Origin of the sequence: Niveispirillum fermenti, assembly GCF_048066175.1 — a bacterium.
Taxonomy (GTDB): domain Bacteria; phylum Pseudomonadota; class Alphaproteobacteria; order Azospirillales; family Azospirillaceae; genus Niveispirillum; species Niveispirillum fermenti.
In genome coordinates this window covers 171,527-198,275 of sequence record NZ_JBLTXA010000004.1, presented here as the reverse complement: position 1 = coordinate 198,275, position 26,749 = coordinate 171,527, and the positions used below count along the sequence as shown (strand labels likewise).

At 66.0% G+C, this 26,749-nt stretch carries 25 protein-coding genes; 14 read left to right on the top strand and 11 right to left on the bottom strand.

Annotated elements, in window-relative coordinates:
- Positions 1-4 precede the first annotated feature (4 nt).
- Positions 5-580 carry an intermediate filament family protein gene (locus tag ACM9LZ_RS06010; RefSeq protein ID WP_416618443.1) on the bottom strand — a complete coding sequence of 192 codons (576 nt, stop codon included), beginning with the start codon at positions 578-580 and terminating at the stop codon, positions 5-7.
- Positions 577-1,182, bottom strand: a complete 606-nt coding sequence (locus ACM9LZ_RS06005) for a hypothetical protein (RefSeq protein ID WP_416618442.1) — start codon at positions 1,180-1,182, stop codon at positions 577-579. The genes ACM9LZ_RS06010 and ACM9LZ_RS06005 overlap by 4 nt, the downstream gene beginning before the upstream one ends.
- Before the next feature lie 263 nt (positions 1,183-1,445).
- Here ACM9LZ_RS06005 and ACM9LZ_RS06000 point away from each other — a divergent pair, with 263 nt between their 5' ends.
- From ACM9LZ_RS06000 to ACM9LZ_RS05965, 8 genes are all read left to right on the top strand, one after another.
- Complete coding sequence (locus ACM9LZ_RS06000; RefSeq protein ID WP_416618441.1) at positions 1,446-1,868, top strand: VOC family protein; 423 nt, start codon at positions 1,446-1,448, stop codon at positions 1,866-1,868.
- A gap of 21 nt (positions 1,869-1,889) precedes the next feature.
- Positions 1,890-2,609 carry a ligase-associated DNA damage response endonuclease PdeM gene (gene pdeM / locus ACM9LZ_RS05995; RefSeq protein ID WP_416618440.1) on the top strand — a complete coding sequence of 240 codons (720 nt, stop codon included), beginning with the start codon at positions 1,890-1,892 and terminating at the stop codon, positions 2,607-2,609.
- A gap of 271 nt (positions 2,610-2,880) precedes the next feature.
- Positions 2,881-4,359, top strand: coding sequence for a cryptochrome/photolyase family protein (locus ACM9LZ_RS05990; protein WP_416618439.1), 1,479 nt, complete (start codon positions 2,881-2,883; stop codon positions 4,357-4,359).
- Between the two features lie 16 nt (positions 4,360-4,375).
- The gene (locus tag ACM9LZ_RS05985) at positions 4,376-5,710 is read left to right on the top strand and encodes an NAD(P)/FAD-dependent oxidoreductase (protein WP_416618438.1); all 1,335 of its coding nucleotides are present in this window, start codon (positions 4,376-4,378) and stop codon (positions 5,708-5,710) included.
- Positions 5,707-6,540: a DUF1365 domain-containing protein gene (locus ACM9LZ_RS05980; RefSeq protein WP_416618437.1), complete on the top strand. Its 834-nt coding sequence runs from the start codon at positions 5,707-5,709 to the stop codon at positions 6,538-6,540. Before ACM9LZ_RS05985 ends, ACM9LZ_RS05980 begins: the two co-directional genes overlap by 4 nt.
- Positions 6,537-7,775: a class I SAM-dependent methyltransferase gene (locus ACM9LZ_RS05975; protein WP_416618436.1), complete on the top strand. Its 1,239-nt coding sequence runs from the start codon at positions 6,537-6,539 to the stop codon at positions 7,773-7,775. Before ACM9LZ_RS05980 ends, ACM9LZ_RS05975 begins: the two co-directional genes overlap by 4 nt.
- A 43-nt stretch (positions 7,776-7,818) precedes the next feature.
- Complete coding sequence (locus ACM9LZ_RS05970) at positions 7,819-9,156, top strand: MFS transporter (RefSeq protein WP_416618435.1); 1,338 nt, start codon at positions 7,819-7,821, stop codon at positions 9,154-9,156.
- A 49-nt stretch (positions 9,157-9,205) separates the two neighbouring features.
- Positions 9,206-9,766, top strand: coding sequence for a DUF3833 domain-containing protein (locus ACM9LZ_RS05965; RefSeq protein WP_416618434.1), 561 nt, complete (start codon positions 9,206-9,208; stop codon positions 9,764-9,766).
- Positions 9,767-9,822: 56 nt separating this feature from the next.
- Here the strand turns inward: ACM9LZ_RS05965 and ACM9LZ_RS05960 are convergent, their stop codons facing one another.
- The 6 genes from ACM9LZ_RS05960 to ACM9LZ_RS05935 form a co-directional block, all read right to left on the bottom strand.
- Positions 9,823-10,614, bottom strand: coding sequence for a head GIN domain-containing protein (locus ACM9LZ_RS05960; RefSeq protein ID WP_416618433.1), 792 nt, complete (start codon positions 10,612-10,614; stop codon positions 9,823-9,825).
- Positions 10,615-10,762: 148 nt separating this feature from the next.
- Positions 10,763-11,533 carry a GIN domain-containing protein gene (locus ACM9LZ_RS05955; RefSeq protein ID WP_416618432.1) on the bottom strand — a complete coding sequence of 257 codons (771 nt, stop codon included), beginning with the start codon at positions 11,531-11,533 and terminating at the stop codon, positions 10,763-10,765.
- 184 nt (positions 11,534-11,717) lie between these two features.
- Positions 11,718-13,853, bottom strand: a complete 2,136-nt coding sequence (gene ligA / locus ACM9LZ_RS05950; RefSeq protein ID WP_416618431.1) for an NAD-dependent DNA ligase LigA — start codon at positions 13,851-13,853, stop codon at positions 11,718-11,720.
- A gap of 57 nt (positions 13,854-13,910) precedes the next feature.
- Positions 13,911-14,207, bottom strand: a complete 297-nt coding sequence (locus tag ACM9LZ_RS05945) for a hypothetical protein (protein ID WP_416618430.1) — start codon at positions 14,205-14,207, stop codon at positions 13,911-13,913.
- A 101-nt stretch (positions 14,208-14,308) separates the two neighbouring features.
- Positions 14,309-14,800 (bottom strand): ribonuclease HI, encoded by a 492-nt coding sequence (rnhA, locus tag ACM9LZ_RS05940; protein WP_416618429.1) that lies wholly within the window; start codon positions 14,798-14,800, stop codon positions 14,309-14,311.
- On the bottom strand, positions 14,797-15,765 hold the full coding sequence (locus tag ACM9LZ_RS05935) for a homoserine kinase (RefSeq protein WP_416618428.1): 969 nt from the start codon (positions 15,763-15,765) through the stop codon (positions 14,797-14,799). Before ACM9LZ_RS05935 ends, rnhA begins: the two co-directional genes overlap by 4 nt.
- A gap of 350 nt (positions 15,766-16,115) precedes the next feature.
- Between ACM9LZ_RS05935 and ACM9LZ_RS05930 the strand changes: the two genes are divergently transcribed.
- The 3 genes from ACM9LZ_RS05930 (at position 16,116) to ACM9LZ_RS05920 (ending at position 17,363) form a co-directional block, all read left to right on the top strand.
- Positions 16,116-16,259 carry a hypothetical protein gene (locus tag ACM9LZ_RS05930; protein ID WP_416618427.1) on the top strand — a complete coding sequence of 48 codons (144 nt, stop codon included), beginning with the start codon at positions 16,116-16,118 and terminating at the stop codon, positions 16,257-16,259.
- A 58-nt stretch (positions 16,260-16,317) separates the two neighbouring features.
- A complete protein-coding gene (locus tag ACM9LZ_RS05925; RefSeq protein WP_416618426.1) occupies positions 16,318-16,992 on the top strand; it encodes a PspA/IM30 family protein in 675 nt (224 codons plus the stop codon).
- 77 nt (positions 16,993-17,069) lie between these two features.
- Entirely contained in the window at positions 17,070-17,363 is a 294-nt protein-coding gene (locus ACM9LZ_RS05920; protein WP_416618425.1) for a PspC domain-containing protein, read from the top strand.
- Between the two features lie 79 nt (positions 17,364-17,442).
- Here ACM9LZ_RS05920 and hisS read toward each other — a convergent pair whose 3' ends face one another.
- A complete protein-coding gene (gene hisS / locus ACM9LZ_RS05915) occupies positions 17,443-18,828 on the bottom strand; it encodes a histidine--tRNA ligase (protein ID WP_416618424.1) in 1,386 nt (461 codons plus the stop codon).
- Positions 18,829-19,005: 177 nt separating this feature from the next.
- A complete protein-coding gene (locus tag ACM9LZ_RS05910; RefSeq protein WP_416618423.1) occupies positions 19,006-19,527 on the bottom strand; it encodes a pentapeptide repeat-containing protein in 522 nt (173 codons plus the stop codon).
- 171 nt (positions 19,528-19,698) lie between these two features.
- Between ACM9LZ_RS05910 and ACM9LZ_RS05905 the strand changes: the two genes are divergently transcribed.
- The 3 genes from ACM9LZ_RS05905 (at position 19,699) to metH (ending at position 25,794) form a co-directional block, all read left to right on the top strand.
- Entirely contained in the window at positions 19,699-21,900 is a 2,202-nt protein-coding gene (locus tag ACM9LZ_RS05905) for an ATP-binding protein (protein WP_416618422.1), read from the top strand.
- Between the two features lie 92 nt (positions 21,901-21,992).
- Positions 21,993-23,060, top strand: a complete 1,068-nt coding sequence (locus tag ACM9LZ_RS05900) for a homocysteine S-methyltransferase family protein (RefSeq protein WP_416618421.1) — start codon at positions 21,993-21,995, stop codon at positions 23,058-23,060.
- A 52-nt stretch (positions 23,061-23,112) separates the two neighbouring features.
- Positions 23,113-25,794, top strand: coding sequence for a methionine synthase (gene metH, locus ACM9LZ_RS05895; protein WP_416618420.1), 2,682 nt, complete (start codon positions 23,113-23,115; stop codon positions 25,792-25,794).
- Between the two features lie 255 nt (positions 25,795-26,049).
- Here the strand turns inward: metH and ACM9LZ_RS05890 are convergent, their stop codons facing one another.
- Positions 26,050-26,490, bottom strand: coding sequence for a DUF29 domain-containing protein (locus ACM9LZ_RS05890; RefSeq protein WP_416618419.1), 441 nt, complete (start codon positions 26,488-26,490; stop codon positions 26,050-26,052).
- Positions 26,491-26,749 lie beyond the last annotated feature (259 nt).

Genomic DNA, 26,749 nt, shown 5'->3' with positions numbered 1-26,749 from the left:
CCCGTCAGGCGCTCTGCCTTTGCTTGTCAGGGTTATTGGCGCCCAGCGCGGGCGGATCGGAAAGATCACCCTCATGCGGCTTCACATCGACGATGCTGAAGCCGTTCTCCTCTGAAAAGCGGGTCAGGACCTTGCGCCGGGCCCGCGCCTGATCGGAAGCGAAGAAGAAGAGATAGCGCCCTTCATCCCACAGGCGGGTGATGACCGCCGGCTCCAGCGGAGAGGCCACCGACGGGCTGCGCCGCACACAGATGATCCACCCGGTTTCCGACAGGCCGCGCCGTTCATCCATAACCAGCACACGGCGATCCTCGGCTTCCAGTTGCTCGATCATGCGCTGGAGCTGTTCCAGCCGGCCGTTCAGGGCATCGGCTTCATTGTCATCCTGACCGGCCGTCAGGCGCTGGTTCAGGCTTTCCCGCGCCAGCGAGCGCAGACGCTGGCTCAGCGCCTGCTGGCGGCGGCGCAGTTCCAGTATGGCTTTCTTGGCTTCGCGGACCGTGTGATTGGCCTTGATGACCGTCGGCTTCAGGGACAGGAAGACGATCATGGCGCCCAGGGCAACAGTGAAAAGGCTCATGCGGGCACCGCCCCTTCCGCCTCTTCGCTTTCGACCGGGTCCTTGGGGGCGGCAGCCCCGGTCAGGGGTTGTGCATAGACGGCCTTGAAGCCCGAAGCCTTCGGGTAGACCCGTTCGAATTCGGCCCGCGCCTCTTCCGGGCCGCGGGCCCAGACATGCACGGGACAGGGCTGTGCCCAACTGCTGTCATAGAAGGGGTGGCGTTCCCCCCGCTTGACCTGGTGGGAAACCGACGTGTTGATGACCAGGAATTCGTAAGGCTTGTTGGGGAACTGCTCCGCCCCGATCATGCGCACGAAACGATGGGGAGCGTTTTCCAGTTCCCGGATGCGGGCCTTCAACTGTTTTTCCTGCCGCTGGGCACCAAACAGGTGGGAAGCCGCCCCGGCGGCGGTGTTCTTCCGCGCTTCCACCCGGTTCGACAGGCCCGTGACGATGCGGGAATATCGTGCCAGCCGATCGCGCAATCCCGTCTCGTCGGATTGCGCCCGGATGATCTTGGCGATCAGATAGGCACCCATGGCAACCACAAGATTGACCCCGACCGCCGCGACGAACGTGACGACAGCAAACTGGATCAGTGCGATGATATTATTCAGCACCAGATGCCTCGGGGAAATCACAGAACAATATTGTATAGAAAATTTCATTTCTTTGAAAGGGGCAATGGACGGCGCGGGAACCCGCGGTCACAAGGCGTCAGCTTTGGCCGCGGATCAATATAGTTCACCAGCGCTTGTATGCTTGACCATACAGGCCGCATAGGGATTGCGGTCGCGCTGCGCTCCGGGGCCGATCGCGCTTGCCCTTTGCCCGCCACTATGGACCAATAGGCACCTCCCCCCTCCCCGCATGGAAGGCCCCCATGGAACAACGCATCACCCTGGTTACCCTGCGTGTTGCCGACGTGGCCCGGTCGCGCGGCTTCTATGAAGGATTGGGCTGGACGCCAGCCGCCGGCAGTCAGGCCGGCTTCGCCTATTTCCAGATGGGGGGCATGGGGCTGGGCCTGCTGACCGCCGCCGATTACGAGAAGGAGATCGCGGGCGATGCCGGCAAGGTCGCGCCCGGTCCGGCGATGCTGGCCCACAATGTCCATGACAAGGCAGAGGTGGACCGCCTGGTCTCCTTTGCGCTGACCCAGGGCGCCCGTCTGGTGCGGCCGCCCACGGACCAGCATTGGGGCGGCTATTCCGGCATCTTCGCCGACCCGGACGGGCATTACTGGGAAATCGCCTGGAACCCGCATTGGCCACTGGCCGATGACGGCACCGTCACCCTGGTCTGAGGTGGGGGATTGAGCCCTGCCATGGAAATCCCCCTGAACGGGGCCCTATTGCAGGCCGACCCGGCCGGCGCCCTGTTCTGGCCGACGCGCGGCTGGCTCCTGGTCGCCGACCTGCATCTGGAGAAGGGATCGGCCTTTGCCCGGCACGGCCAGTTCCTGCCGCCCTATGACACCGCCGCCACCCTGACCCGGCTGGAGGCATTGTGCGCCCGATGGCGCCCCCTCCGCGTGGTCTGCCTGGGCGACAGCTTCCATGACCGCGATGCGGCTGCACGCATCTCCGCAGGTGACGGGCGACGCATCGCGGCATTGACGGCCGCCCATGACTGGATATGGATCGCCGGCAACCACGATCCCGCCCCGCCCGCCGGCTGGGGCGGATCGGTGGTGACGGCGGTCTTGCGCGAAGGCCCCCTGGTGCTGCGGCATGAGGCGGTGACCGACCCGGAACAGGCGGCGGGTGAAGTGTCGGGCCATTTCCATCCCAAGGCGGCGGCTGTCGTGCGCGGCCGGCGGATCAGTGCGCGCTGCTTCGCCGGCGACGGCCAACGGCTGATCCTGCCGGCCTTCGGCGCCTATACCGGGGGGCTCAATGTGCTGGACCCGGCGATGGCCGGCCTGTTCCGCCGCCCCTTCCATGCCTGGATGCTGGGCACGGGCCGGCTTTTCCCCCTGCCATCCACACGCCTGGCGCCCGACGGTGCCGCACGCCGGGACATGGCGGCGCGCCGGGTCCTGTAGGATCCCGACATCCGGAAATGGAACGCCCCCGGATGGCGGACCAACCGGGGGCGTTCAGGAACGGGCGGCCCTGGGGGGGAAGGGGGATACCCGCCGGGGAACGACGGGCACGGACCGCCACGGTCCATGATCGGCAGATAGTCCGCCCAGCGGATAATTCAAGCGGGTGTGCTGAAAAATATATCGGCATCCGGCGGTAAACCGGGTGATCCAGCCGGGCGGCGCGGGCGTAAGAGACAAGAACAGCCCGTTGCCAAGGCCCATCGCACGCATGACCGACGCCGCCCCCATCATCGTCTGGTTCCGCCAGGATCTGCGCCTGGCCGACAACCCGGCCCTGGCCCATGCCGCGGCCAGCGGCCGGCCCCTGTTGCCTGTGTATGTGCTGGACGATGTCACGCCCGGCACCTGGCGCCAGGGTGGGGCCGCACGCTGGTGGTTGCACCACAGCCTGCGACAGCTTTCCGCCGACCTGGAACGGCGGGGCAACCCGCTGCTGCTGCTGCGCGGGCCGGCCGACCATGTGATCAGCGACCTTGCCCGACAGGTGGGTGCGGCCGAAATCGTCTGGAACCGCTGTTACGAGCCTTTCGCCATTGAACGCGACAGCCGGCTGAAGGCCGCGTTGAAGGACCGTGCCAGGGTGGTGAGCTTCAAGGCCGGCCTGCTGAATGAACCGTGGGAGGTGCTGACGGGCGCCGGCACGCCCTACAAGGTCTTCACCCCTTATTGGCGGGCGGCTCTGTCCATCCTGGCGCCGTCCGATCCCCTGCCCACCCCCGACCGGCTGTGCCCCTTTGCCGGCCGGCCGGCCGGCGACAGGCTGGCGGATTGGGACTTGCTGCCCACCCGGCCCGACTGGGCCGGCGGGTTGCGCCACACCTGGGAGGATGGCGGGCGCGTCGGCGAGGCCGCGGCCGCCGCACGCCTTGCCATGTTCCTGGATGGTGGCGGGGCCGCCGGCTATGCCACCGGCCGCGACGTACCCGGGATCGACGGCACGTCGCGCCTGTCGCCGCACCTGCATTTCGGGGAAATATCCCCGCGTCAGGTCTGGCACGCTGCCCGCATCGCGGCGGCGGCGGACGATGGACTGGCACGCCAGATCGACAGCTTCCTGCGCGAAATCGGCTGGCGTGAATTCTGTCACGCGCTGCTGTACCATTTCCCGCACCTGCCCGACCGGCCCCTGAACCCCGCTTTCGAGGAATTCCCCTGGACCCGCGACGACACGGCGCTAACCGCCTGGCAGCACGGACGCACCGGTTATCCCATCGTGGATGCCGGCATGCGCCAGCTCTGGACCACGGGCTGGATGCACAACCGTGTCCGCATGATCGCGGGCTCGCTGCTGGTCAAGCATCTGCTGCTGCCGTGGCAGGCGGGGCAGGCCTGGTTCTGGGACACGCTGGTGGATGCCGATCTGGCCAACAACGCCGCGGGGTGGCAATGGATCGGCGGCTGCGGGGCCGATGCCGCCCCCTATTTCCGGGTATTCAACCCCATGCTTCAGGGGCAGAAATTCGATCCGGATGGACATTTTGTGCGCCGGTGGGTGCCCGAACTGAAACACATGCCCGACAAATATATCCATGCCCCGTGGACGGCACCGCCGATGGTGCTGCGCGGGGCCGGGGTGATCCTGGGACGCGATTATCCCGCCCCGATCATCGACCATGCCCTTGGCCGGCAGCGTGCGCTGGACGCCTTTGCCGCCCTGCGTGCCGACAGCCTGGCCGAGCCGGCCTGACGAAAGGATTTTTCCGATGAGGATCGCTGTTATCGGTGCCGGTATCTCCGGGCTCAGCGCCGCCTGGCTGCTGAACCGGCAGGGGCACGACGTGACGCTGTTCGAACAGAACGACTATCTGGGCGGCCATTCCAACACGGTCGACGTGAAAGGCGCGGACGGTCGGTCCATCGCCGTGGACACGGGGTTTATCGTCTTCAACCAGGCCACATACCCCAACCTGCTGGCATTGTTCGCGCATCTGGGCGTGCCGGCCATGCCCTGCACCATGAGCTTCGCCGTCAGCCTGGACCGGGGGCGGCTGGAATATTCGGGCAGCAACCTGGCCGGCATGTTCGCGCAGAAGCGCAATCTGCTGTCGCCCACCTACCACCTGATGCTGCGCGACATCATGCGCTTTTATCGCGAGGCGCCGAAGCTGCTGCGCGACCCGGCCGCCATTTCCATGACACTGGGCGAATATCTGGACGCCGGCCGCTATGGCCACCGCTTCATCTATGACCATCTGCTGCCCATGGGGGCGGCTATCTGGTCCTCGACCATTTCCGAGATGCTTTCCTTTCCGGCGCACAGCTTCATCCGGTTCTTCCAGAATCACGGGCTTCTGAAGGTCAAGAACCGCCCGCAATGGTACACGGTGAAGGGCGGCAGCCGGACCTATGTCCGGGCCCTGGCCGATACCCTGGCCGGCCGGTTCCACACGGGCCGCGCCATCATCGCCCTGCGCCGCACGCCGGCCGGCGTGCTGCTGCGTGACATTGACGGGCAGGAAAGCCAGTACGACCATGTCGTCATCGGTGCCCATGCCGATCAGGCGCTGACCATGCTGTCCGACGCGGATGATGCGGAAAGGCGCGTGCTGTCGGCCTTCCGCTACCAGTTGAACCGCGCCCATCTGCATCGCGACCCGGCCTTGATGCCCCGGCGGCCCAAGGCGTGGTCCGCCTGGAACTACCTGGCCAACGGCACCCGCGACCGCAATGCCAAGGTGGCCGTCACCTATTGGATGAACGAGCTGCAGGGCATCGACCCCGCCGATCCCCTTTTCGTGACGCTGAACCCGATCCAGCCGCCGCGGCCCGAATACCGTATCCGGGAATTCATCTACGACCATCCCATGTTCGACACCGCCGCCATCCGGGCGCAGGCCCAGATGGCCACGATCCAGGGGGTGCGCCGGACCTGGTTCTGCGGAGCGTATCTGGGTTACGGCTTTCACGAGGATGGCTTGTCGGCGGGACTGGCGGTGGCGGAGGCACTGGGCGCCACCCGGCCCTGGACGGCCGTCGATGCCTCGCCCGCCGGCCGCAATGCCCGGCCGCTCCGGCCTTTCCAGGCCGCGGCCGAATGATCGCGGCCGCGGATGACAGTGGCCCGCACGCGCTCTATCTTTGCCGCGTGTTCCATGCCCGGCTGCGCCCGTTCCGCCACCGGTTCAGCTATCGGGTCTATTCGCTGCTGCTGGACCTGGACGTGCTGGACCGGCTGCCCTGGCCGCTGACCCATAACCGGCCGGGTCTGCTGTCCATCCAGGACCGCGATCATGGCCGGCGTGACGGCACCCCCCTGCGTCCCTGGGTGGAAGAGGTTCTGGCCGCCCATGGCGTGACGCTGGCGGGGGGGGCCATCCGTCTGCTGTGCTTCCCGCGTGTGCTGGGATATGCCTTCAACCCGCTGTCGATCTATTTCTGCCATGGGCCCGGCGGCGGGCTGCGCGCCATCCTGTGCGAGGTGAAGAACACCTTCGGCGACCAGCATTGCTATGTGCTGCCCATGCCCGGCGGGGTGCCGGCCGGCGGGGAGGTCCGCCAGGCCCATGAAAAGGAGTTCCACGTCTCCCCCTTCTTCGCCATCGACGGCACCTATCGCTTCCGCCTGCGCGTGCCGGGGGACAGGCTTGCCGTCGATATCCGCTATGGCGACGCGAACGGCGACCTGCTGGTCGCCACCCAGACGGGGCGACGCCGCCCGCTGACGACGCGAAGCCTGTGGTCGGCCATCGCCTGCCATCCGCTGGTGACCCTGAAGGTCATCGCCGGCATCCATTGGGAGGCGCTGCGTCTCTGGCGAAAGGGGGCACGCTTCCACCACCGTCCCGAACCGCCCGTGCGTATCCGGCCGCTTGCCGAAACGCCCGCACGCCCCATTTCAACCACCGCCCAGACATTGGTGGAACCATGACCGAACAGACCGAAAGCCAGATCATCGGCCTGCGCCACGGCGCCGTTCCCTATCATCCGTCGCGCATGATGCGCTTGCTGCTGTCCCTGGCGCCGGCCATCCGCCGCGGGGCCCTGACCGTCGTGCTGCCCGACGGGCGCAGCCACCGGTTCGACGGAACGGAACCGGGGCCGCATGGCGTTCTCTATGTCCGCAACGACCGCGTAGCGCGACGCATGCTGTTCGGCGGCAAGCTGGGCTTCTGCGAAAGCTATCTGGACGGCGACTGGACCAGTCCGGATGTGCCGGCCCTGTTCGAGATGGCGCTGCTTAACGAGGCCGAACTGGACCGCGCCATGAACGGCAAGGCCTGGATGCGGGCCGTGAACTTCCTGCTGCATGCCGCCCGGCCCAACACGAAGGGCGGGTCGAAGCGCAACATCGCCTACCATTACGACCTGGGCAACAGCTTCTACGAACGCTGGCTGGACCCCAGCATGACCTATTCCGCCGCCATTTTCGCCGATCTGGACAAGGCAGAGCCGCTCGACGCGGCGCAGGAGCGCAAATATGCGCAAATCGCCCGCCGGATGGATTTGCGGGCCGGCCACCATGTACTGGAGATCGGCTGCGGCTGGGGCGGTTTCGCCGAATATGCGGCCGGCACCGTGGGTGCCCGCGTGACCGCACTGACCATCAGCCGCGCACAGCATGATTACGCGGTGGAACGCATGCGCCGGGCGGGCCTGTCCGACCGGGTGGAGATACGCCTGCAGGATTACCGGGACGTGACGGAACAGTTCGACCGCATCGCCAGCATCGAGATGTTCGAGGCGGTGGGCGAACGATACTGGCCCGTATTCTTCCGCAGCCTGGGCGACAGGCTGAAGCCCGGCGGCAAGGCCGCGCTGCAGATCATCACGATCGCGGAAGAACATTTCGACAGCTACCGCCGCGGCGCCGATTATATCCAGCGCTATATCTTCCCCGGCGGCATGCTGCCCAGCCCCGCCCGCCTGCAAAGCGAGATCGAACTGGCAGGCCTGCGCTATGAGGGGGCGAAGGGCTACGGCCTGCATTACGCCCGCACCCTGGATCATTGGCAGGAAAACTTCCAGGCCGCTTGGCCCGTGCTGGAGACCCAGGGATTCGACCGGCGTTTCAAGCGCATGTGGGAACAATATCTCTGGTACTGCGCCGCGGGCTTCAGGGTCGGCACGATCGACGTGCTGCATGTCGGCCTGTCGAAGGGCTGATACCCGCAACGTTGTGATCCATGGCCCGGCCCCCGAAGGGATCATGATGGCCCCACCTCCGCCCGTGGCGAGCCGGCATCTGCTCGCCTATGCCCTGCCGGCACTGCCATTGGCCATGCTGGTCCTGCCCACCTATGTCTATCTTCCCGCCGTCTATGCCCAGGCCGGGGTGCCGCTGGCCAGCGTGGGGCTGGTGCTGCTGCTGGCCCGGCTGTGGGACGGGGTGACCGATCCGCTGGTCGGCATGCTGTCCGACAGGACACGCAGCCGTTTCGGCCGGCGGCGGCCCTGGATCGCGGCCGGTTTGCCCCTGACGCTGATCTCGCTCTGGTTCCTGCTGGTGCCGGGTGACAGGGCGGGTATCGGCCATCTGCTGGGTTGGAGCATGGCGCTCTATCTCGGCTGGAGCATGATGATCGTGCCGCTGACGGCCTGGGGCGCCGAACTGTCCGGTGACTACCACCAGCGCACGCGCATCGCCGGCTTCAGGGAAGCGGCAACCGTCATCGGGACGGTTCTGGCCCTCTCCCTTCCCTTTGCCGCCGGCGTCGGCGGCGCGGGCCGACAGGCCGACGCGCTGCGGCTGCTGGCGCTGACCGTTCTTATGCTTCTGCCTGCCCTCACAATAATCGCCCTGCTTGCTGTTCCGGAATATCCGCAGCCGCAAAGTCGCAAGCTGAACTTCAGGCGCGGCATGAAAATCATTTTTGCAAATGGGGCTTTTCGGAAACTGATCCTGGCCTATGTCATCAATGGCGTGGCGAACGGCCTTCCCGCTCAACTCTTCCTTTTCTTTGTTCAGCATTTGCTAATGGAAGGGGATCGGGCCGGTCTTCTGCTGCTTTGCTATTTCGCATCAGGATTGGTGGCGGTGCCGCTATGGTCGAGGTTGAGCCACAAATACGGCAAGCATGTCGTCTGGCGCTGGGCGATGATCTGGAACATTGCCTGGTTCCTGCCCGTGCCATTGCTGGGGCCGGGGGATTTCGTTCCCTTCCTGGTCATCTGCGTCATGACCGGCCTGTCGCTGGGGGCCGATCTGGTTCTGCCTTCGGCCATGCAGGCCGATGTCGTGGACATGGATACGGCCCGCACGGGCCGGGCCCGGACGGGCCTGTATTTCGCCTTCTGGGGTCTGGCGACAAAGCTGGCCACGGCGCTGGCGGCCCTGGGGCTGACGGTGGCCGGCCTGTTCGGCTTCGATCCGGCCACGGGTGGCACGCCGCCCGGGCTGACCGCCCTGGCGGCCCTTTATGTCGGCGTCCCCGTCATGTTCAAGGCCGCTGCCATCGCCCTGCTGTGGCGCTGGCCGCTGACGCCGGCTGTTCAGGCCGGTCTGCGCGCCAGGATCGAACGCCGGTGGCCGGCGGCCGGCACCTGACCCCATCCGCCGCCTTCACCATCATCCCCCCTTCAACCCCGAGGCCGCCATGTTCCGCCGCCTGTTGCTTCTGGCCGCCCTTTTCACGGCCCTTTCCGGGTGCAGCAACATGAAGCCCGAACAGTTCGCAGGCCAGCAGCCCACCCTGGTGCTGGAGGATTATTTCCAGGGCACGACCCGCGCCTATGGGCTGGTGGAAGACCGGTTCGGCAATGTGCGCCGCACCTTCACCGTGGATATAAGCGGGGATTGGGACGGCAGCACGCTGACCCTGACAGAGGATTTCCTGTGGAATGACGGGGAGACGGAACAGCGCATCTGGCGGCTGCGCCGCCAGGGGGCCGGCGCCTGGGAAGGCACCACCGACGACGCGGACGGCCCGGCCCTGGGCCGCTTGTCCGGCAACGCCTTCAACATGGTCTATGATTTCAATCTGAAGCTGGACGGCCGGCGGATGAAGGTGCGGTTCGACGATTGGATGTTCCTGATGCCGGACGGTGTGCTGCTGAACCGTGCCACCATGACCAAGTTCGGCATCCATCTGGCCACCGTCACCATCGCCTTCCACAAGGCGCCGGCCGCCGGGCGGGCGGCTCACGCGGCGGAGTGATCCCCTGTCGGGTGCCGGGGGAAACCCCGGTCACGCCACCGCTCAGCTTCTTTGCGTCACAAACGCTTGCCGTTCACCCGCACGCTGGCCAGCCCGCTGGTGCTGACGCGCCGGTCCCTGGCCTCGCCCTGGAAGCTCAAGGACCCCAGACCCGATACGGCAACGTCCAGCATATCCACATCACCCTTGTTGAGATCGATGTCGCCGACCCCGCTGACCTGTACCTTGACGGACCCGTGGATGCCGGCGACATCGACATTGCCGAAGCCGGAAACGCGGATGTCGGCGCCCTGTCGCACGGTTCCGACATTCACATCCCCGGCCCCGGCGATGGACAATTCCAGGGACCCGGCGATATCCCCGGCGCGGATGCCGGCGGCACCCGCCACATCGACCCGCATGCTGGACAACCGCCCCGCCTCGATATCGGCTGCCGCGCGGATATCGGCGGTCAGCGGGCCGTCCAGGTCGCCGACCGACAGCTTGCCCACCATGTCATCCACATGGATGGGCGTGGCCTTGGGCAGGGTGACCGTGATGACCACCTCATTATTGTCCACCCGCCATCCGGACCGCTTCTTTTCCGGAGGCCGGGTGCGCGCCACCAGCAGTTCGTCACCCTGAAGGCGGGCCGACAGCAGGTCGAACTCCTCGCCTTCGGCATCGATGGTCACAACCATGTCCTTGGCCGCGGGATCGACCGTGACCTTCACCTCGCCCACCACGTCGCGAATGGTCAGGCGCTTGGCGTCGAAACGTTGCGGGCCCGTGCTTTCGGCCCAGGCGCCTGCGGGCAGGACAAGGCCAAGGACGAAACCGGCGAGCAACAGGGCGGAAAAACGGCGCATGGCATGCCTCCTTTGGTCGGATCAGCAGGGTTGCGCCCCGGCCCCGGCAGCAATGGCCGGCAGCAATCGGTCAGGCGGCACCCTGTCATTTTGTGAACCCGGACCGGATCCGGGACGATGAGCGGGAAAGAAAAGCGGGGGAAACCGGTCAGCCGGCGCGGCCGGTGACACGGACCTTGCCGGAACCGGACTGGTCGATATCCTGATGGCGGGCAATGCCATCCAGCAGGACGGAGCCCGAGCCACGGATATCGACGACCAGCGGATCGGCCACCCCGGCCCGGATATTGATGTCCCCGGACCCGTTCACCTCGGCCTTCACGGGACCGTCGGCGCGGGCCAGATCGATCTCGCCGGAACCGTTGATCTCCATATCGGCCGTGCCGGCCGTGCGGCCGGTCCGGATGGACCCGCTGCCATTGATCTCCAGCGCCACGTCCCGGTCGATGTCACCGACCACCACGTCGCCGGATCCGGCCACACTGATCTCCGCCGTGGAAACATGGCCGATGGTCAGACGACCGGCCGTCAACCCGTCGACCGACAGCGGCCCGCGCAAATCGCCGACCCGGCCCTCGCCGGTGAAACCGTCGATCTCCAGCTTTGTGCCGGCCGGCACGGTAACACGGACATCGATCCATTCATCGGTGTCGCGCAGCCGGCGCTGGCGCGGCGCGTCCTTCTGGTGGATCACCAGATCATTGCCTTCCAGCCTGACCTGCACCCGGTCGGTCCAGCGCGACGGGCCCGTGACGCTGGCGGTCACCTGACTGGCCTTGTTGTCCACCACCACTTCCAGCCGGCCGAACACGTCCTTCACCGTCACTTCACCGGCATTGAACGCCTGCGGCCCAAAGGCCAGCGCCGGCAACGCGGCCAGGGAAAGGGCGGTGGCGAACAAGGCGGCTTTGACGGACATGATGATCGGGCTCCCCATCGGATCGGTTGACTGCACCCGTGACAGCAAGGTGCGTGCCAAGTGGAAAATGACGGAAATCCTCGAGGGTGGCCCATCCGCCGATGGCCAATATGACAACAAAATGGCGGCGCTCACAATTCCATGAAAGGACTGGCAATTCCGCCCTCCCTCGCCCTTTCCACATCTAATATCCCGCGACCAGGGCCGTCCATTCCTCCTCGCTCAGGATCGTCACGCCCAGTTCCTGGGCCTTGGCGGCCTTGGACCCCGCATCGGCGCCGACGATGACATAATCGGTCTTGCCACTGACCGACCCGGCCACCTTGGCGCCCAGCGCCTCCGCCCTGGCCTTGGCTTCCGACCGGCCCATGGTGACCAGCGTGCCCGTGAAGACCACGGTTTTGCCCGTGACGGGGGATGCGGCGGCGGCCGACGGCACATGTTCCTTCACCGCCACCTCGGCCAGCAGCGCGGCCAGCGCGTCGAGATTATGCTGTTCGCGGAAGAAGTCGGTCAGGTCATCGGCCACGCTCATGCCGATCTGTTCAATACCGCACAGTTCGGCATAGGCCTCGCCCACCAGTTCGGGTTTCTTCTCCTCCCGTTTCTCCCCGCGCTCGGCAGCAGCAGCGATCATGCGGTCGCGCCAGTTCTCCACCGTGCGGTAGGCCCTGGCCAGCAGCTTGGCCGTCGCCTCGCCGATCTGGCGGATGCCCAGCGCGAAGATGAAACGATCCAGGTCTATGCTGCGCCGCGCCTCGATGGCCTGGAACAGCTTCTCCACGGATTTCTTGCCGAACCCGGTCATGCTGACCAGCCGGTCGATCCGCGCTTCCTCACGCTTTTCCAGCGTGAAGATGTCGGCTGGCTGCTTCACGCGACCCTGCTCGAAGAAAAGCTGGATGCGCTCGATCCCCAGGCCTTCGATGTCGAAGGCGTTGCGCGAGACGAAATGGCGCAGCCGCTCCACGGCCTGTGCGGGACAGACCAGCCCGCCCGTGCAGCGGGTGATGACCTCCCCCTCCTCCCGCACGGCGATGGACCCGCATTCGGGGCAGCATTCGGGAAAGGCATAGGGATCGGCCCTGTCGCGGCCCGGCTCGGGGACGAAGCCGACGATCTGCGGGATCACGTCCCCGGCCCGCTGCACGATGACAAGATCACCGACGCGGACATCCTTGCGCTCGATCTCGTCCTTGTTGTGCAGCGTGGCGCGGCTGACCACGACACCGCCGACATTGACCGGTTCCAGTTCCGCCACAGGCGTCAGCGCGCCCGTGCGCCCCACCTGGATCGTGATGTTGTTCAGGCGGGTCGTCGCCTGCTCGGCCGGATATTTATGGGCCGTGGCCCAGCGGGGGGATCGGGAGATGAAGCCCAGACGTTCCTGCAGGGCCAGGCTGTCGACCTTGTAGACCACGCCATCGATATCGAAGGGCAGTTCCGGCCGTGTCCGCCCGATCTCGCGGTAATAATCCAGCAGTTCCGCGGCCCCGGTGCAGCAGCGCGACGGGCTGGACAGCGTGAAGCCGAAGCCGGCCAGCCGCTGCCGGCTGTCCCATTGCGTCGGGCCCAGCGGTTCCGACAGGGCGCCCCAGGCATAGGCGAAGAAGCGCAGGGGCCGACCCGCCGTGATCGAACTGTCCAACTGGCGCAGGCTGCCCGCGGCGGCGTTGCGCGGATTGGCGAAAACCTTGTCGCCCTTGTCCGCCTGCGCCTGATTCAGGGCCAGGAAATCCGCGCGGGTCATATAGACCTCGCCCCGCACCTCCACCAGATCTGGCGCTTCGCCCGACAGAAGATGGGGGATGTCGCGGATCGTGCGGACATTGGCCGTCACGTCCTCCCCCTCCGCCCCGTCGCCGCGGGTGGCTGCCTGGACCAGCCGTCCCTTCTCGTAGCGCAGCGACAGCGACAGCCCGTCGATCTTGGGTTCGGCCACGAAACGGACGGGCTCCGTTTCCGGCAGGTTCAGGAAGCGGCGGATGCGGCCCACGAAATCATCGACATCCCCATCCTCGAAGGCGTTGGAAAGCGACAGCATGGGCACGGCGTGACGCACCTTGCCGAATCCGGCGGCCGGGGCCGCCCCCACCGTCTGGCTGGGACTGTCCGGTGTGATCAGCTCGGGAAACCGCGCCTCCAGGGCGCCCAGCCGCTGTTCCAGCCCGTCATAATCGGCGTCCGCCAGGACGGGCGCGTCCTTGGCGTAATAAAGCGCGCGGTGATGTCCGATTTCAGCCACCAGGGCCTTGTGCTCGGCACCGGCCTCCTCCAGCGACAGGTCATCGACAGCGATCAGGCGCAGATCGGCTTGCATGGGGCGCTCTCTCGGGGAACAAGGTGATGCGGTGAAACCCCTTGTACGAGAGCGCGGTCAGCACGGCAACAGGTTGGCCGGCTCCATCGTATGCAGCCCGTCGGGCAGCGCGCGGTTCTGGAAATAGGTCAGCGCGAACAGATCCAGTTCCAGCGACAGGCTGCGCTTGCGCACGCGCCGTGCGATATTGGCCACCAGATTGTCCAGCTTCAACCCCTCGCGCTGGCAGATATCCGCCAGCGCTTCCCAGCATTCCTCGCTGACGCAGGCCGTCAGCTCCTGGCCGTCGACCATGAAGACGCGACGTTCCAGCCGGTATGACAATTGGTCCAGGACGCGCAGAAGCTGGTGCAAGGCGTGACCATGCCTAACGGTTAGCCGACCAGAACAGTATACTGTCGGACAGGCTGCAACGCAAACGCAACCTCCGGTCACTACATTATCAGCACCACAGCTTAATCGGCCGACCCATCGCGCGCCTCGCGCTGGAAGTCGCGCGCCTCGCGCAGGCCATCGCGGGCCAACTGGTCGGCGCGCTCGTTCTCCGGGTGGCCGGCATGGCCCTTGACCCAATGGAATTCAACCTGATGGCGGGCCGTGGCCATCTCCAGCCGCTGCCACAGATCGGCATTCTTCACGGGGTCCCGGGATGCCGTCTTCCAGCCATTCTTCTTCCAGCCATGGATCCAGGTCGTGATGCCATTCTTCACATACTGGCTGTCGGTGTGCAGCCGCACGCTCATGGGGCGCTTCAACGCCTCCAGCGCGTTGATGGCGGCCAGCAGCTCCATTCGGTTGTTGGTCGTGGCGGCCTCCCCGCCCTTCAATTCCCGCTCATTGCCGTTCCAGCGCAGCAAGGCGCCCCAGCCGCCGGGACCGGGATTGCCCGAACAGGCACCATCGGTATAGGCATCGACAACCTTGTCGCCGGTATTCACGTCGCTCACGACCGGTCAAGCCCGTAATCGGCGGTATGGCGGATCTGCTGGTGGAAGCGCAGCTTGTGCAGATATTCCAGCGGGTCCTTGCGCTTCACCATGGCCCCGGCCGGCGTGTTCAGCCAATCGTAAAGCCGGGTCAGCAGGAAGCGGATGGCGCTGCCGCGCGCCAGCACGGGCAGGGCCGCCCGCTCCGCCACCGACAGGGGGCGCACGGCTTCATAGGCACCCAGCAGCAGCCGGGCCTTGGTGACATTGAAGGCGCCGTCGGCCTCGAAGCACCAGGCGTTCAGGCAGATGGCCACGTCATAGGCCAGCAGGTCGTTGCAGGCGAAATAGAAATCGATCAGGCCCGACAGCTTCCCGTCGCTGAAGAACACATTGTCGGGGAACAGATCGGCATGGATGATGCCGTGGGGCAGGTCGGCGGGCCAGACGGCCTCCAGATGGTCCAGTTCGGCGGCCAGCGCATCAGCCAGGCCGGGCTTCACCTCATCGGCGCGCGCACGGGTCGCCTCGAACAGCGGGCGCCAGCCCGGAACCGACAGGGCATTGCGGCGGGTCAGCGGAAAGCCCTCCCCCGCCAGGTGCAGACGGGCCAGCCCGCCACCCAGGCCGGCGCAATGTTCCGCCGTGATGCGGCGTGGCCACATGCCCTTCAGGAAGGTGACGATGACAGCCGGCCGGCCGCACAGGAACCGCAGCGCCACGCCGTCACGGCCCGCCACAGGCTGCGGACAGGTCAGCCCGCGCGCGGCCAGATGGTCCATCAGGCCCAGGAAGAAGGGCAGGTCGGCCGGGTCCACCCGCTTTTCGTAAAGGGTAAGGATATAGGGGCCCTTGTCCGTCACCAGAAGGAAGTTGGAATTCTCCACCCCTTCCGCGATGCCCTTGCAGGACATCACATCGCCCAGATCGTACTGGGCGACGAACGCGCGGACTTCTTCGTCGGAAACTTCGGTATAGACGGCCATGCGCGATGCGTAGCCGGTTCCGATGCGCCGGTCAATCGCACATCGGGACCCGCACCGCCCGCACCGGCGCGTGCCTGGACTGCGGCCCCGCCTCGCCATGGGTGACGGGCCGTGGCGGGCCCTTGCAGACAACACCCGCAAAGCCGTCGCGCGTCCGTCGCCAACCTTTCGCGAATTCCGCCATTCGATCGCCAAAATCACCACACTCGTGAAGTGAGCCAAATTTCCTAGCCGCCAGGAATGGCGGAATTCCGCCATTTCCGCCCCTCTTACGGCACTTGGCACGCCCCTTGCTTTAAAGGAGGCATGGCCGCAACGGCCACCGAAATTCGAACCTGATGGAGCCGACAATGACCACGATGAACTTCCTCGCCAGCCGCGCCGCCCGCAACAGCAAGCTGAACAGCGAACTGGACCTGGCGAGCCTGGCGGAGATGCTGCCGGTTCTGGCCGCCGCCCTCGTGGTTCTGCTGGGCATGAACTTCCTGGCCTGAGCCCATCCCCCCGGCCCTACCATATTCTCTATCGTCCCTGTCAGAAGGAGCCCCGAAAATGGGCCTGATCGACCGCCTCGGTGATGTCATCAACGCCAACCTGTCCAGCCTGCTGGACCGGTCGGCCGACCCGGAGCAGACGCTCAACCAGGCGATCCGGGAGATGGAGGACACCCTGTCCGAAGTGCGCTGCGGCACCGTCCGCATGATCGCGGAAAAGAAGGAACTGGCGGCCCACTGGCGCGCCGCCGAGTTCGAGATGCTGGAATGGGAACGCAAGGCTGAAATCGCATTGTCCCACAACCGCGAGGATCTGGCCCGTGCCGCACTGGCCGCCCGGGAGGAGATCCGCCGCGCCACCACCCCGGCGGAGACCGAGATCAAGGCCCTGGAAGATGCCATCGCCCGCATGACCGAGGATGCGCGGGCGCTGGAAGACAAGCTGGCCGAGGCGCATGCCCGCCGGCGGGGCCTGGCCGCCCGCTACCGCGGCGCCGTCGACCGGTTGCGGGTGCGGACCAGCCTCTATGATGGCCGCCTGGATGAAGCGCTGGCCCGTTCCCGCGAACTGGAACGCGAGATCGACCATGTGGAAGCCGCCGGTGATACGTTGGGCATGGGCCGGCCCCGCACCCTGAAGGACGAGTTCGCGGACCTGGAAAGCCGCGGCCGCGTCGAGGATGAACTGAGCGCGCTGAAAAAGCGCATGGCCGACCGCGGCAACGCGGCCTGACCGGCCGGAAGGAGCCCCCTGGCGCCGGCACCGGCGACGGGGAACCTCGGACAACCAACGGAACGATGGAGAGAAAAGTGAACCGCCACAACCGCCATTTCGACCGCTTCGCCCAGCGCTTCCAGGGCGGCAAACTTTACAAGAACAGTGCCAACGGCATGATCTTCGGCGTGTGCGCCGGCGTGGCCGACTGGCTGGGGATCAAGAGCTTCTGGGTGCGTCTGGCCACGGTGCTGGGCCTGATCTTCCTGACGGGTCCGACGATCGTCGCCTACTTCGTCGCGGCCCTGGTGCTGAGCAACCGTCCCGTGGCGCGCGTCGACCGCTACGCCCGCGCCTTCGGCGACGATTACCGCGAATGGCGCCGCTGAGCCCGCAAGGGCCGGGCGGGCCGCAACCGGGCGGGGGCCGGGGGGACCCCGCCCGGTCTGTTTTGCCGGGACCGTCGGGTCAGACCGCCTCCCCCTCAGCCGGCAAGCGCTTCTGATCGATGATCCAGGCCAGGGTGGTGGCCAGGGCCTCACGCCGCACACCGGCCTGGCCGCCGGCGATCATGTCCTTCACCGTCACTTCGCCCCTGGCCTTCTCGTCCCCGCCCATGATGACGGCGAAACGGATGCCGGCCTTGTCGGCATATTTGAACTGCTTGGCCGGCTTGTCGGGCGACAGGTAGATTTCCGTGTTCACGCCCGCGGCACGCAGTTCGGCCCCCATGGCCAGATAATCGGCCAGCAATGCCGGATCGAACTGGGTCACCAGCGCCTGCACGCTGCTGTCCCCGTCCTGCACGATGCCGGCCTGTTCCAGCGCATAGAACAGGCGCGTCAGGCCGATGGATATGCCCACACCCGGCAGCTTCGATTTCGTGTAGAGTCCGGCCAGATTCTCATATCGCCCGCCGGAGCAGACCGACCCCAGCGACGGATGGTCGGTCAGGAACGTCTCATAGACCGTGCCCGTGTAGTAATCCAGCCCCCGTGCGATGGCCAGATTGACGCGCCAGTGCGTCTCCGGTACGCCGAAGGCCTTCAGGGCCGCCACTACCTGCGCCAGTTCGTCCAGTCCTTCCCGGAACAGCGCATTGTCCAGGCCCAGGCGATCCAGATGGGCCAGCGTGTCGGCCGCCGGTCCGCTGAACCCGATCATGTCCAGCACGCTGGCCGCCTGCCCGGCCGACAGGGCGATACCCTCCCCCGTCAGCAAGGCCAGCACCTCGTCGCGTGACAGCTTGTCCAGCTTGTCGACCTGACGCAGCACCAGGGTGCGGATGCCGGGGTCGATGACGCCCAGCGCCTCGAACATGCCCAGCAGGATCTTGCGGTTGTTGAAGTTGATCTGGAACGGGCCGACATCCAGTTCCGTGAAGACCGAATAGATGACGGCCGGCATCTCCGCATCATAGGCGACGGGCAGGCTGTCCTTGCCGATCACGTCGATGTCGCACTGATAGAATTCCCGGTAGCGCCCCTTCTGCGCCCGTTCCCCGCGATAGACGCGCTGCATCTGGTACCGGCGGAACGGAAAGGCCAGGTCGCGCTCATGCTGGGCCACATACCGGGCGGTGGGCACGGTCAGGTCGAAGCGCATCGCCAGGTCGGGCTTGTGGCCCTGTTCGATGGCGCCCGTGGATTGCACGAAATAGACCTGCTTCTCTGTCTCCCCGCCCGACTTGGACAACAGCACGTCCGCCACCTCGAACACCGGCGTTTCCAGCGGGATGAAGCCGAACCGCTCATAATTGCGGCGGATGGTGTCCAGCATGCGCTGGAAGGCGATCTGCCGGCGCGGCAGCAGTTCCATGGTGCCGGCAGGGGTGCGGGGGGTGATCAGGGCCATAGGATCGGTTTCCAGCGCGTGTCGGGGCAGGTTGCCTGGACTTTTAGCCAGCCCGCGCGCGAACCGCCAGCGGCTTTGCCGTCAGCCCACGCCTGCGTGCCCGGCACGGGGGGAGCGGCACCCCTGGTCCGGTCCCCGCGACCATGCCCCGACCGTCACGATGCTCAGTGGGGACGATCAGTGGCACTGCCCCATCGACCCTTCCGCGCAGGTGCGGCCATCGGTCCAGACCGCCTGCGACAGGTCGGCATTGCGCAGGTCCGCCCCCTCCAGCCGCGCACCCGTCAGGTCGGCGCCCTTCATGCTGGCACCCACCAGCTTGGCGTTGCGCAGATCGGCTTCCTTCAGGCTGGCGCCTGCCAGATCGGCGCGGGTCAGGTCGGCCTCGATCAGCCGGGTCCCGTCCAGCACGGCCCCGGCCATGCGGGCGGAGATGAATTTCGCGCGATAGGCGTCCGCGCGGGGCAGTTTGGCGCCGGTCAGGTCGCTGCGCTGGAAAGTGGTTTCCCGCAGCATGGCGCCGTCCAGCGCCACCCCTTTCAGGTCACGTCCATCCATGTAGCAGCGGCGCCAGTTCACCCCCGATGCGGCCGGATCGGTGCAGGCGGCCTGTGCGACACCCGCCGACAGCAGGGCCAGGACCAGCAGGGTTCCCGCACGCGGGAGAAGGGCGGGGCGGCGCGCTTGCCGGACGGGCATATTCCTCATGGTGATAGAGATAAGGTGGCGGTGCCGTTCTGCCAACATCAAAGCGCCCGCCGGCAACGCCGCCCAAGACAAAATCGGGGCAAACTGATAAGCAGGGTTAATGGCGCCGGCCGCAGGCCGCGCCGGTAACGTTGGTCGGGGATCACACGGGGAAAAATGGCCTTGCAGCGTCATCTGGACCGGAAGGGTATGGTCCGCTGGTTCTGGGCACCCCTGGTTGCGACCCTCATCCTGTCCGCGCTCTGGGCCGGCCTGTCAGCCGCCCTGGCCCACCGCCCCCTGGCCGTGGATGGGGTCCTGGACCTGCGGGAATGGGATTTCAACCGGCGGGGCGCCCTTTTCCTGGAAGGCGACTGGCAGTTCTGGCGCGACCGGCTGGTCACCCCCGATGCCATCGCCGACGGCACAGCCCCGTCGCACCGGCTGCTGGCCGTGCCCGGCCGCTGGACAAGCCAGAGCGTGGACGGCGTGCCCCTGACGGCGGAAGGCGTGGGCACCTATCACCTGCGCGTGCTGCTGCCGCCTGACGCACCACCGCTGGCCATGCGGCACAATCAGCGGTTCGTGGCCTGGAACGTCATGGTCAATGGCAGTACCGCCATCCATGCCGGCAGGGTCGGCCCCGATGCGGCCCGGACCAGCAGCGCCGGCCAGAAAGCCATCGCCGCCGTGCAGCCCGTTGACGGGGTGCTGGACATCACGGTGCAGGTGGCGGCCTTCGGCGGCTATGGCGGCATTCCCCGTGCCCTGCTGCTGGGCGAGGCCGACGGCATCTATGGCGACTGGCAGCAGGAACTGGCCCTGCGCACGGCCTTCCTGTCCTTGTGCCTGTCCATCGGGCTTTTGTACCTGATCCTTTACCTGCTGCGCCCGCGTGACCGGGAATGCCTGGTCTTCGCGGTCATGTCGGTGGCCATCGCCATGGTACAGTTGACCAGCAATACACCGCTGGGCAGCGAGGTCCTGTCCAATCTGCCGGGTCAGTTGCTGGGTTTCCTCAACAATGTGATGTTCCCCTTCGTCTGGCTGTCCTGTCTGGCCAGCGCCACGCTGCTGTTTCCGGGATCATTGCGGCCGGGGCTGGCTTGGCCGTCGATCCTGTGCATCCTGGCCGTGCCAGTGGCCAGCCTGTGGACACTGTCGTTTCCGTCGCTTCTGACCTGGACGGCGACGCTGGGGCTGGTGCTGGCCATGATGGCGCTGCTCTACGCCACCCTTGTGGCGGCGCGGCGACGCCAGCCGCTGGCCCTCCCCATGGCGGTGGCCTGGACCGTGCTGGGCCTGTCCAATCTGGCGCTGGTCCACCGCATCGGCTTCACAGGCATCATGGAAGCGGGCTATTGCTTCATGTTGTTCCTGCAGGCGGCCTTGCTGATCGACCGGCTGCGCCACATGCTGGATCAGGCCAAACAATCCAACGCGCGCCTGGCCGCCCTGAACGGCGCGCTGGAGGATCAGGTGGCCGACCGCACCCGCCACCTGTCCGACACGGTGGACCGGCTGCAGCTTGCACAGGAACGGATTGTGCAATCGGAAAAGCTGGCCAGCCTGGGCCGGCTGGTGGCCGGCGTGGCGCATGAGGTGAACACACCCGTCGGCACGGCACTCACCACGGCCACCCATCTGGCCCAGCAGGTCGATGCCGCGGAACGGGCCATGGCCTCTGGCACGCTGACACGCCGCCAGCTGGCCGATTTCCTGACGGAGGTGAAGGAGGCGGCCGACCTGCTGACAACGACCGTGGAACGCACCGCCGCCGTCGTGCAGAGCTTCAAGCAGATCGCTGCCGAGCGTGCCGACGACCGGAACCGCCGCCTGGACCTGCACGACCTGATAAAGGAGCTTCGCCCCGCGATCGAGGTGCGGATCGGCACCCCGAACGTGTCCCTGCGGCTGGACACGAAGCCCGGCCTGGTGCTGGAAACCAATGCCGGGGCGCTGACCCAGGTCCTGGGGCTGCTGCTGGGCAACTGCATGGACCATGCCTTTTCCGATGGGCGGCCCGGCACCATACAATTGTCCAGCCACCTGACCGGGGATGGCTGGCTGGAACTGGTGGTGGAGGATGACGGCATCGGCATCGACCCCATGATCCGCCCCCGCCTGTTCGAGCCGTTCACCACCACCAGCCGGGCGGAGGGGCGCACCGGCCTGGGCCTGCACATGGCCTATACCCTGGTTGCCGGCCCGCTGGGCGGCAGCATCGAGGTGCAGGACCGGCCCGCGGGCGGCACCCGCGTCATCGTGCGCCTTCCTGCCAGCCCCGGGGAAAAGGCGGCAGAGCCGGACACAGCGGACACACCGGCCGGCCAGGCGGGGGACACGCTGCTTCCTGCCGCCGGCATGTCTGCCATCATCACATAAAGATATCTTTATGTTTGCATGCGTCGGACTGCCGGGTTAGAACCGGGATCAGGGATGCAACATGCCCGGATGCAGTGGAAAGGGCCTGGAAGATGACAAGGACGGAACGGCTGTCGCGGCTGCGCGACATCGCGCGCCAGCGCATCCTGGTGATCGACGGGGCCATGGGGACTATGATCCAGCGGCACAAGCTGGAAGAGGAAGATTACCGCGGCGACCGGTTCAAGGACTGGGACCATGATGTGAAGGGCAATAACGACCTTCTGTCGGTGACGCAGGCCAAGATCATCTACGACATCCACGCCCAGTATCTGGATGCCGGTGCCGACATCATCGAAACCAACACCTTCAATTCCACCAGCATCAGCCTTGCCGATTACGGCATGGAAAAGCTGGCCTATGAGCTGAATTTCGAAGGGGCCAGGCTGGCGCGCCAGGCCGCCGACGCGGCGGAAGCCGCCGACCCGTCGCAGCCGCGCTATGTCGCCGGCGCCCTTGGCCCCACCAACCGCACCGCCAGCATCAGCCCCGTGGTCACCGACCCCGGCTTCCGCAATGTCGATTTCGACGAATTGCGCCTGGCCTACAAGGAACAGACGGCGGGCCTGATCGATGGCGGAGCCGACCTGTTGATGGTGGAGACCATCTTCGACACGCTGAACGCCAAGGCCGCGTTGTTCGCAATTGAAGAGGTACTGGAGGAAAAGGGCCTGGACCTGCCCGTCCTGATCTCCGGCACCATCACCGACCGGTCGGGCCGCACCCTGTCCGGCCAGACGACGGAGGCTTTCTGGAACAGCCTGCGCCATGTGAAGCCATTCTCCATCGGCCTGAACTGCGCGCTGGGCGCCGATCTGATGCGCCCCTATATCCAGGAACTGTCGCGCATCGCCGACGTGTTCGTGTCGGCCTACCCCAATGCCGGCCTGCCCAACGAGTTCGGCCAGTATGACGAGAAGCCCGAGCATATGGCCGCCGACCTTCAGGGCTGGGCCAGGGACGGGCTGGTGAATATCGTCGGCGGCTGCTGCGGCTCCACCCCCGACCATATCCGCGCCATCGCCCAATCAGTAAAGGGCCTGCCGCCGCGTGAACCGGCCCATCCGGAACGCGCCATGCGCCTGTCCGGCCTGGAACCGTTTACGATGCCGGCCTTCTGATCACTCCACCGGTCCCGCCCCTGCCTTCCCTTATCAGCGACAGAGCCCCATCATGACCGCCCCCCGCACCGCCAGCTTCATCAATATCGGCGAGCGTACGAACGTCACCGGCTCGGCCAAGTTCAAGAAGCTGGTCCTGGACGGAAACTATGAGGCGGCGCTGGACATCGCGCGCGACCAGGTGACGAACGGCGCACAGGTGATCGACGTCAACATGGACGAAGCGATGCTGGACAGCGAGGCGGCGATGGTCCGTTTCCTGCGCCTGATCGCCTCGGAACCCGACATCGCCCGCGTGCCGGTGATGATCGACAGTTCCAAATGGAGCGTGATCGAGGCGGGGCTGAAGAATGTTCAGGGCAAGCCCATCGTCAATTCAATCTCCCTGAAGGAAGGCGAGGAACAGTTCGTCGCCCAGGCGAAGAAGATCCGCCGCTATGGTGCGGCCGTCGTCGTCATGGCCTTTGACGAGACAGGACAGGCCGACACCCGCGCCCGCAAGCTGGAGATTTGCAAGCGTTCCTACGATGTGCTGGTGAACAAGGTCGGCTTCCCGCCCGAAGACATCATCTTCGACCCCAACATCTTCGCCGTCGCCACGGGCATCGAGGAGCATAACAACTACGCCGTGGACTTTATCGAGGCCACGCGCGACATCCGCCGCGACTGCCCCGGCGCCCATGTGTCGGGCGGCCTGTCCAACGTGTCGTTCAGCTTCCGCGGCAACAACACGGTCCGCGCGGCCATGCATTCCGTATTCCTCTACCACGCCATCCCGGCGGGCATGGATATGGGCATCGTCAATGCCGGCGAACTGCCCGTCTATGACGACATCCCGGAGGAATTGCGGGAGCGGGTGGAGGATGTGATCCTCAACCGCCGTGACGATGCGACCGACCGCCTGCTGGAAGTGGCCGACAAGTACAAGGGGGGCGAGAAGAAAAAGGCCGCCGACCTGACCTGGCGCACCCGCCCCGTGACGGAGCGGCTGACCCATGCCCTGGTCCATGGGATCGATGAGTACATCGATACCGATGTGGAAGAGGCGCGGCTGGCGGCCGAGCGGCCGCTGCACGTCATCGAAGGCCCGCTGATGGACGGCATGAACGTGGTGGGCGACCTGTTCGGTGCGGGCAAGATGTTCCTGCCGCAGGTGGTGAAGTCCGCCCGCGTCATGAAAAAGGCCGTCGCCTGGCTGCTGCCCTTCATCGAGGCGGAAAAGGGCGGCGCCAAGTCCGAGCCGGCGGGCCGCGTGCTGATGGCCACCGTGAAGGGCGATGTCCATGATATCGGCAAGAACATCGTGGGCGTGGTGCTCCAGTGCAATAATTTCGAGGTGGTGGATCTGGGCGTCATGGTGCCCTGCGCCCGCATCCTGGACGAGGCCAAGGCCCACAAGTGCAACATCATCGGCCTGTCCGGCCTGATCACCCCGTCGCTGGACGAAATGGTGTTCGTGGCCAAGGAGATGCAGCGCACGGGCCTGAAGATGCCCCTGCTGATCGGCGGGGCCACCACGTCCAAGGTTCACACCGCCGTCAAGATCGACCCGAATTATGACGGCCCCGTGGTGCATGTGCTGGATGCCAGCCGCGCCGTCGGTGTGGCGCAAAGCCTGCTGAACCCCACCAACAGCCCCGCCTATACGGCCAAGACCAAGGCCGATTACGCCGCCATGCGGGAGGCGCATGCCGCCAGCCAACTGACCCGCAGCCGCCTGCCCTTCCCCCAGGCACAGACAAATGCGCTCAAGCTGGACTGGGCCGGATACGCCGCGCCGCAGCCGCTGAAGCCCGGCGTGACGGTGTTCGACGATTACGATCTGGCCGAACTGGTGGCCCGCATCGACTGGAAGCCCTTTTTCCAGGCCTGGGAACTGCACGGCAATTTCCCCGCCATCCTGGAGGATGCGAAGGTGGGGGAAAGTGCGCGTGCGCTGTGGGCCGACGCGCAATCCATGCTGCAGCGGATCGTGGGTGAGAATTGGCTGCGCGCCAATGCCGTCGTGGCGCTGTGGCCCGCCAACAGTGTGGGCGACGATATCGAGCTTTATACCGACGAGACGCGCGGCACCGTCCTGGACCGCCTGCACATGCTGCGCCAGCAGATGGCCCGCGACCCCGGCCGCAACCGCGCCCACCTGTCGTTGGCCGATTACATCGCGCCCAAATCCAGCGGCATCCAGGACTGGATCGGCGGTTTCGCCTGCACCGCCGGCATCGGCCTGGACGAACGCGCCAAGGCGTTCGAGGCGGCGCATGATGATTACAGCGCCATCCTGCTGAAGGCGCTGGGCGATCGTCTGGCGGAAGCCTTCGCCGAACGCCTGCATGAGCGTGTGCGTACCGAACTCTGGGGCTATGCCGCCGGAGAGGAACTAACCAACGAGCAGTTGATCGCCGAACAATATCGCGGCATCCGCCCCGCCCCCGGCTACCCCGCCTGCCCCGACCACACGGAAAAGGCCACCCTCTTCCGCCTGCTGGACGCCACCCGCATCGCCGGCATCACGCTGACCGAGAGCTTCGCCATGGTCCCCACGGCGGCGGTCAGCGGCTGGTACTTCGCCCATCCCGACGCGAAGTATTTCGGCGTGGCCAAGATCGAACGCGACCAGGTGGCCGACTACGCCGCCCGCAAGGGCATGAGCCTGTCGGACATGGAACGCTGGCTGGCACCGAACCTGAACTATGATCCCGACGCGGCAGACCGGGCGGCGGTGACGGCGGCGTAGTACCAATCCGCCTTGACCCTGCCCGATGGTCAAGGTTTTCGGCACCTCAAGCGCCGGCGCCCACATGCCAACAGCTCGGGCGCGCGCCACGTGGTGCGCGGCGGCAGTCGCCGCCATACCAAATCCCGATGAAACAACTCGCCGGGATTTGGTATACTGCGCCCCTCAGAGAATCCCGGGAGAGATCTCACATTTTCCTTCATTTTCAGAGGCTTAAACAAGAGATTTCGAGGATTCTCTGGTCATTTGGGTATATCAGTGCTCATCCGGCCAGAACTCCATATCCATAATCTGGCCAAACGACCACGGGCATTCCGCCGGGAATGTGGTTTCCGGCATCCCGGTTTCATCGGCGGCCTGGATCACGGCCGTACCGTAAGCCTGTTCAATCGCCTCACCCACCTTGGCCTTCAGGCTGGGGTTGTCTTTCAGATGAACGACAAGGTCCCGGCGCTGCACCCTGATTGTGGTTCGCCAGGAATTGGCACGACGCAGCGGTTGGAACTGCCATTTCAGAAGGTGCAGCAGCAGAACGGTGAGACGATTGGCAAGCTCACGCTTCTCGGTCCTGCCCATGCTCTCGATTTCCTCGGCAATATTCTCGATGTCCGCCGCCGACAGCTTGCCCGCCCGCAGCAGGGCCGCCTGCTCATTAGCCCAGGCATAGAAATCCGTCTCATAAAGATTCCCGCTCATGGCGCACCTCTACCCATCGAAACAGCTTGGATCATAGGGTTCAGACTAAAACCTGTCCAGCAAGGCACCTCGGGTGCCAAAGGGGCGAGCGCCCACGCACCGTTCGCGGCAGGAGATTAGCCGGGGGTGGATCATGGGGGATGCGACCCACCAGAATACCCCCGGCGTAGCGGCGAGACACCAGGCGATCCGACCGCCTCCATCTTCAAGACAGGCATCCTGCGCGGCAAGGTGGGCGCCGTCCCGGATTCTCTGAAAC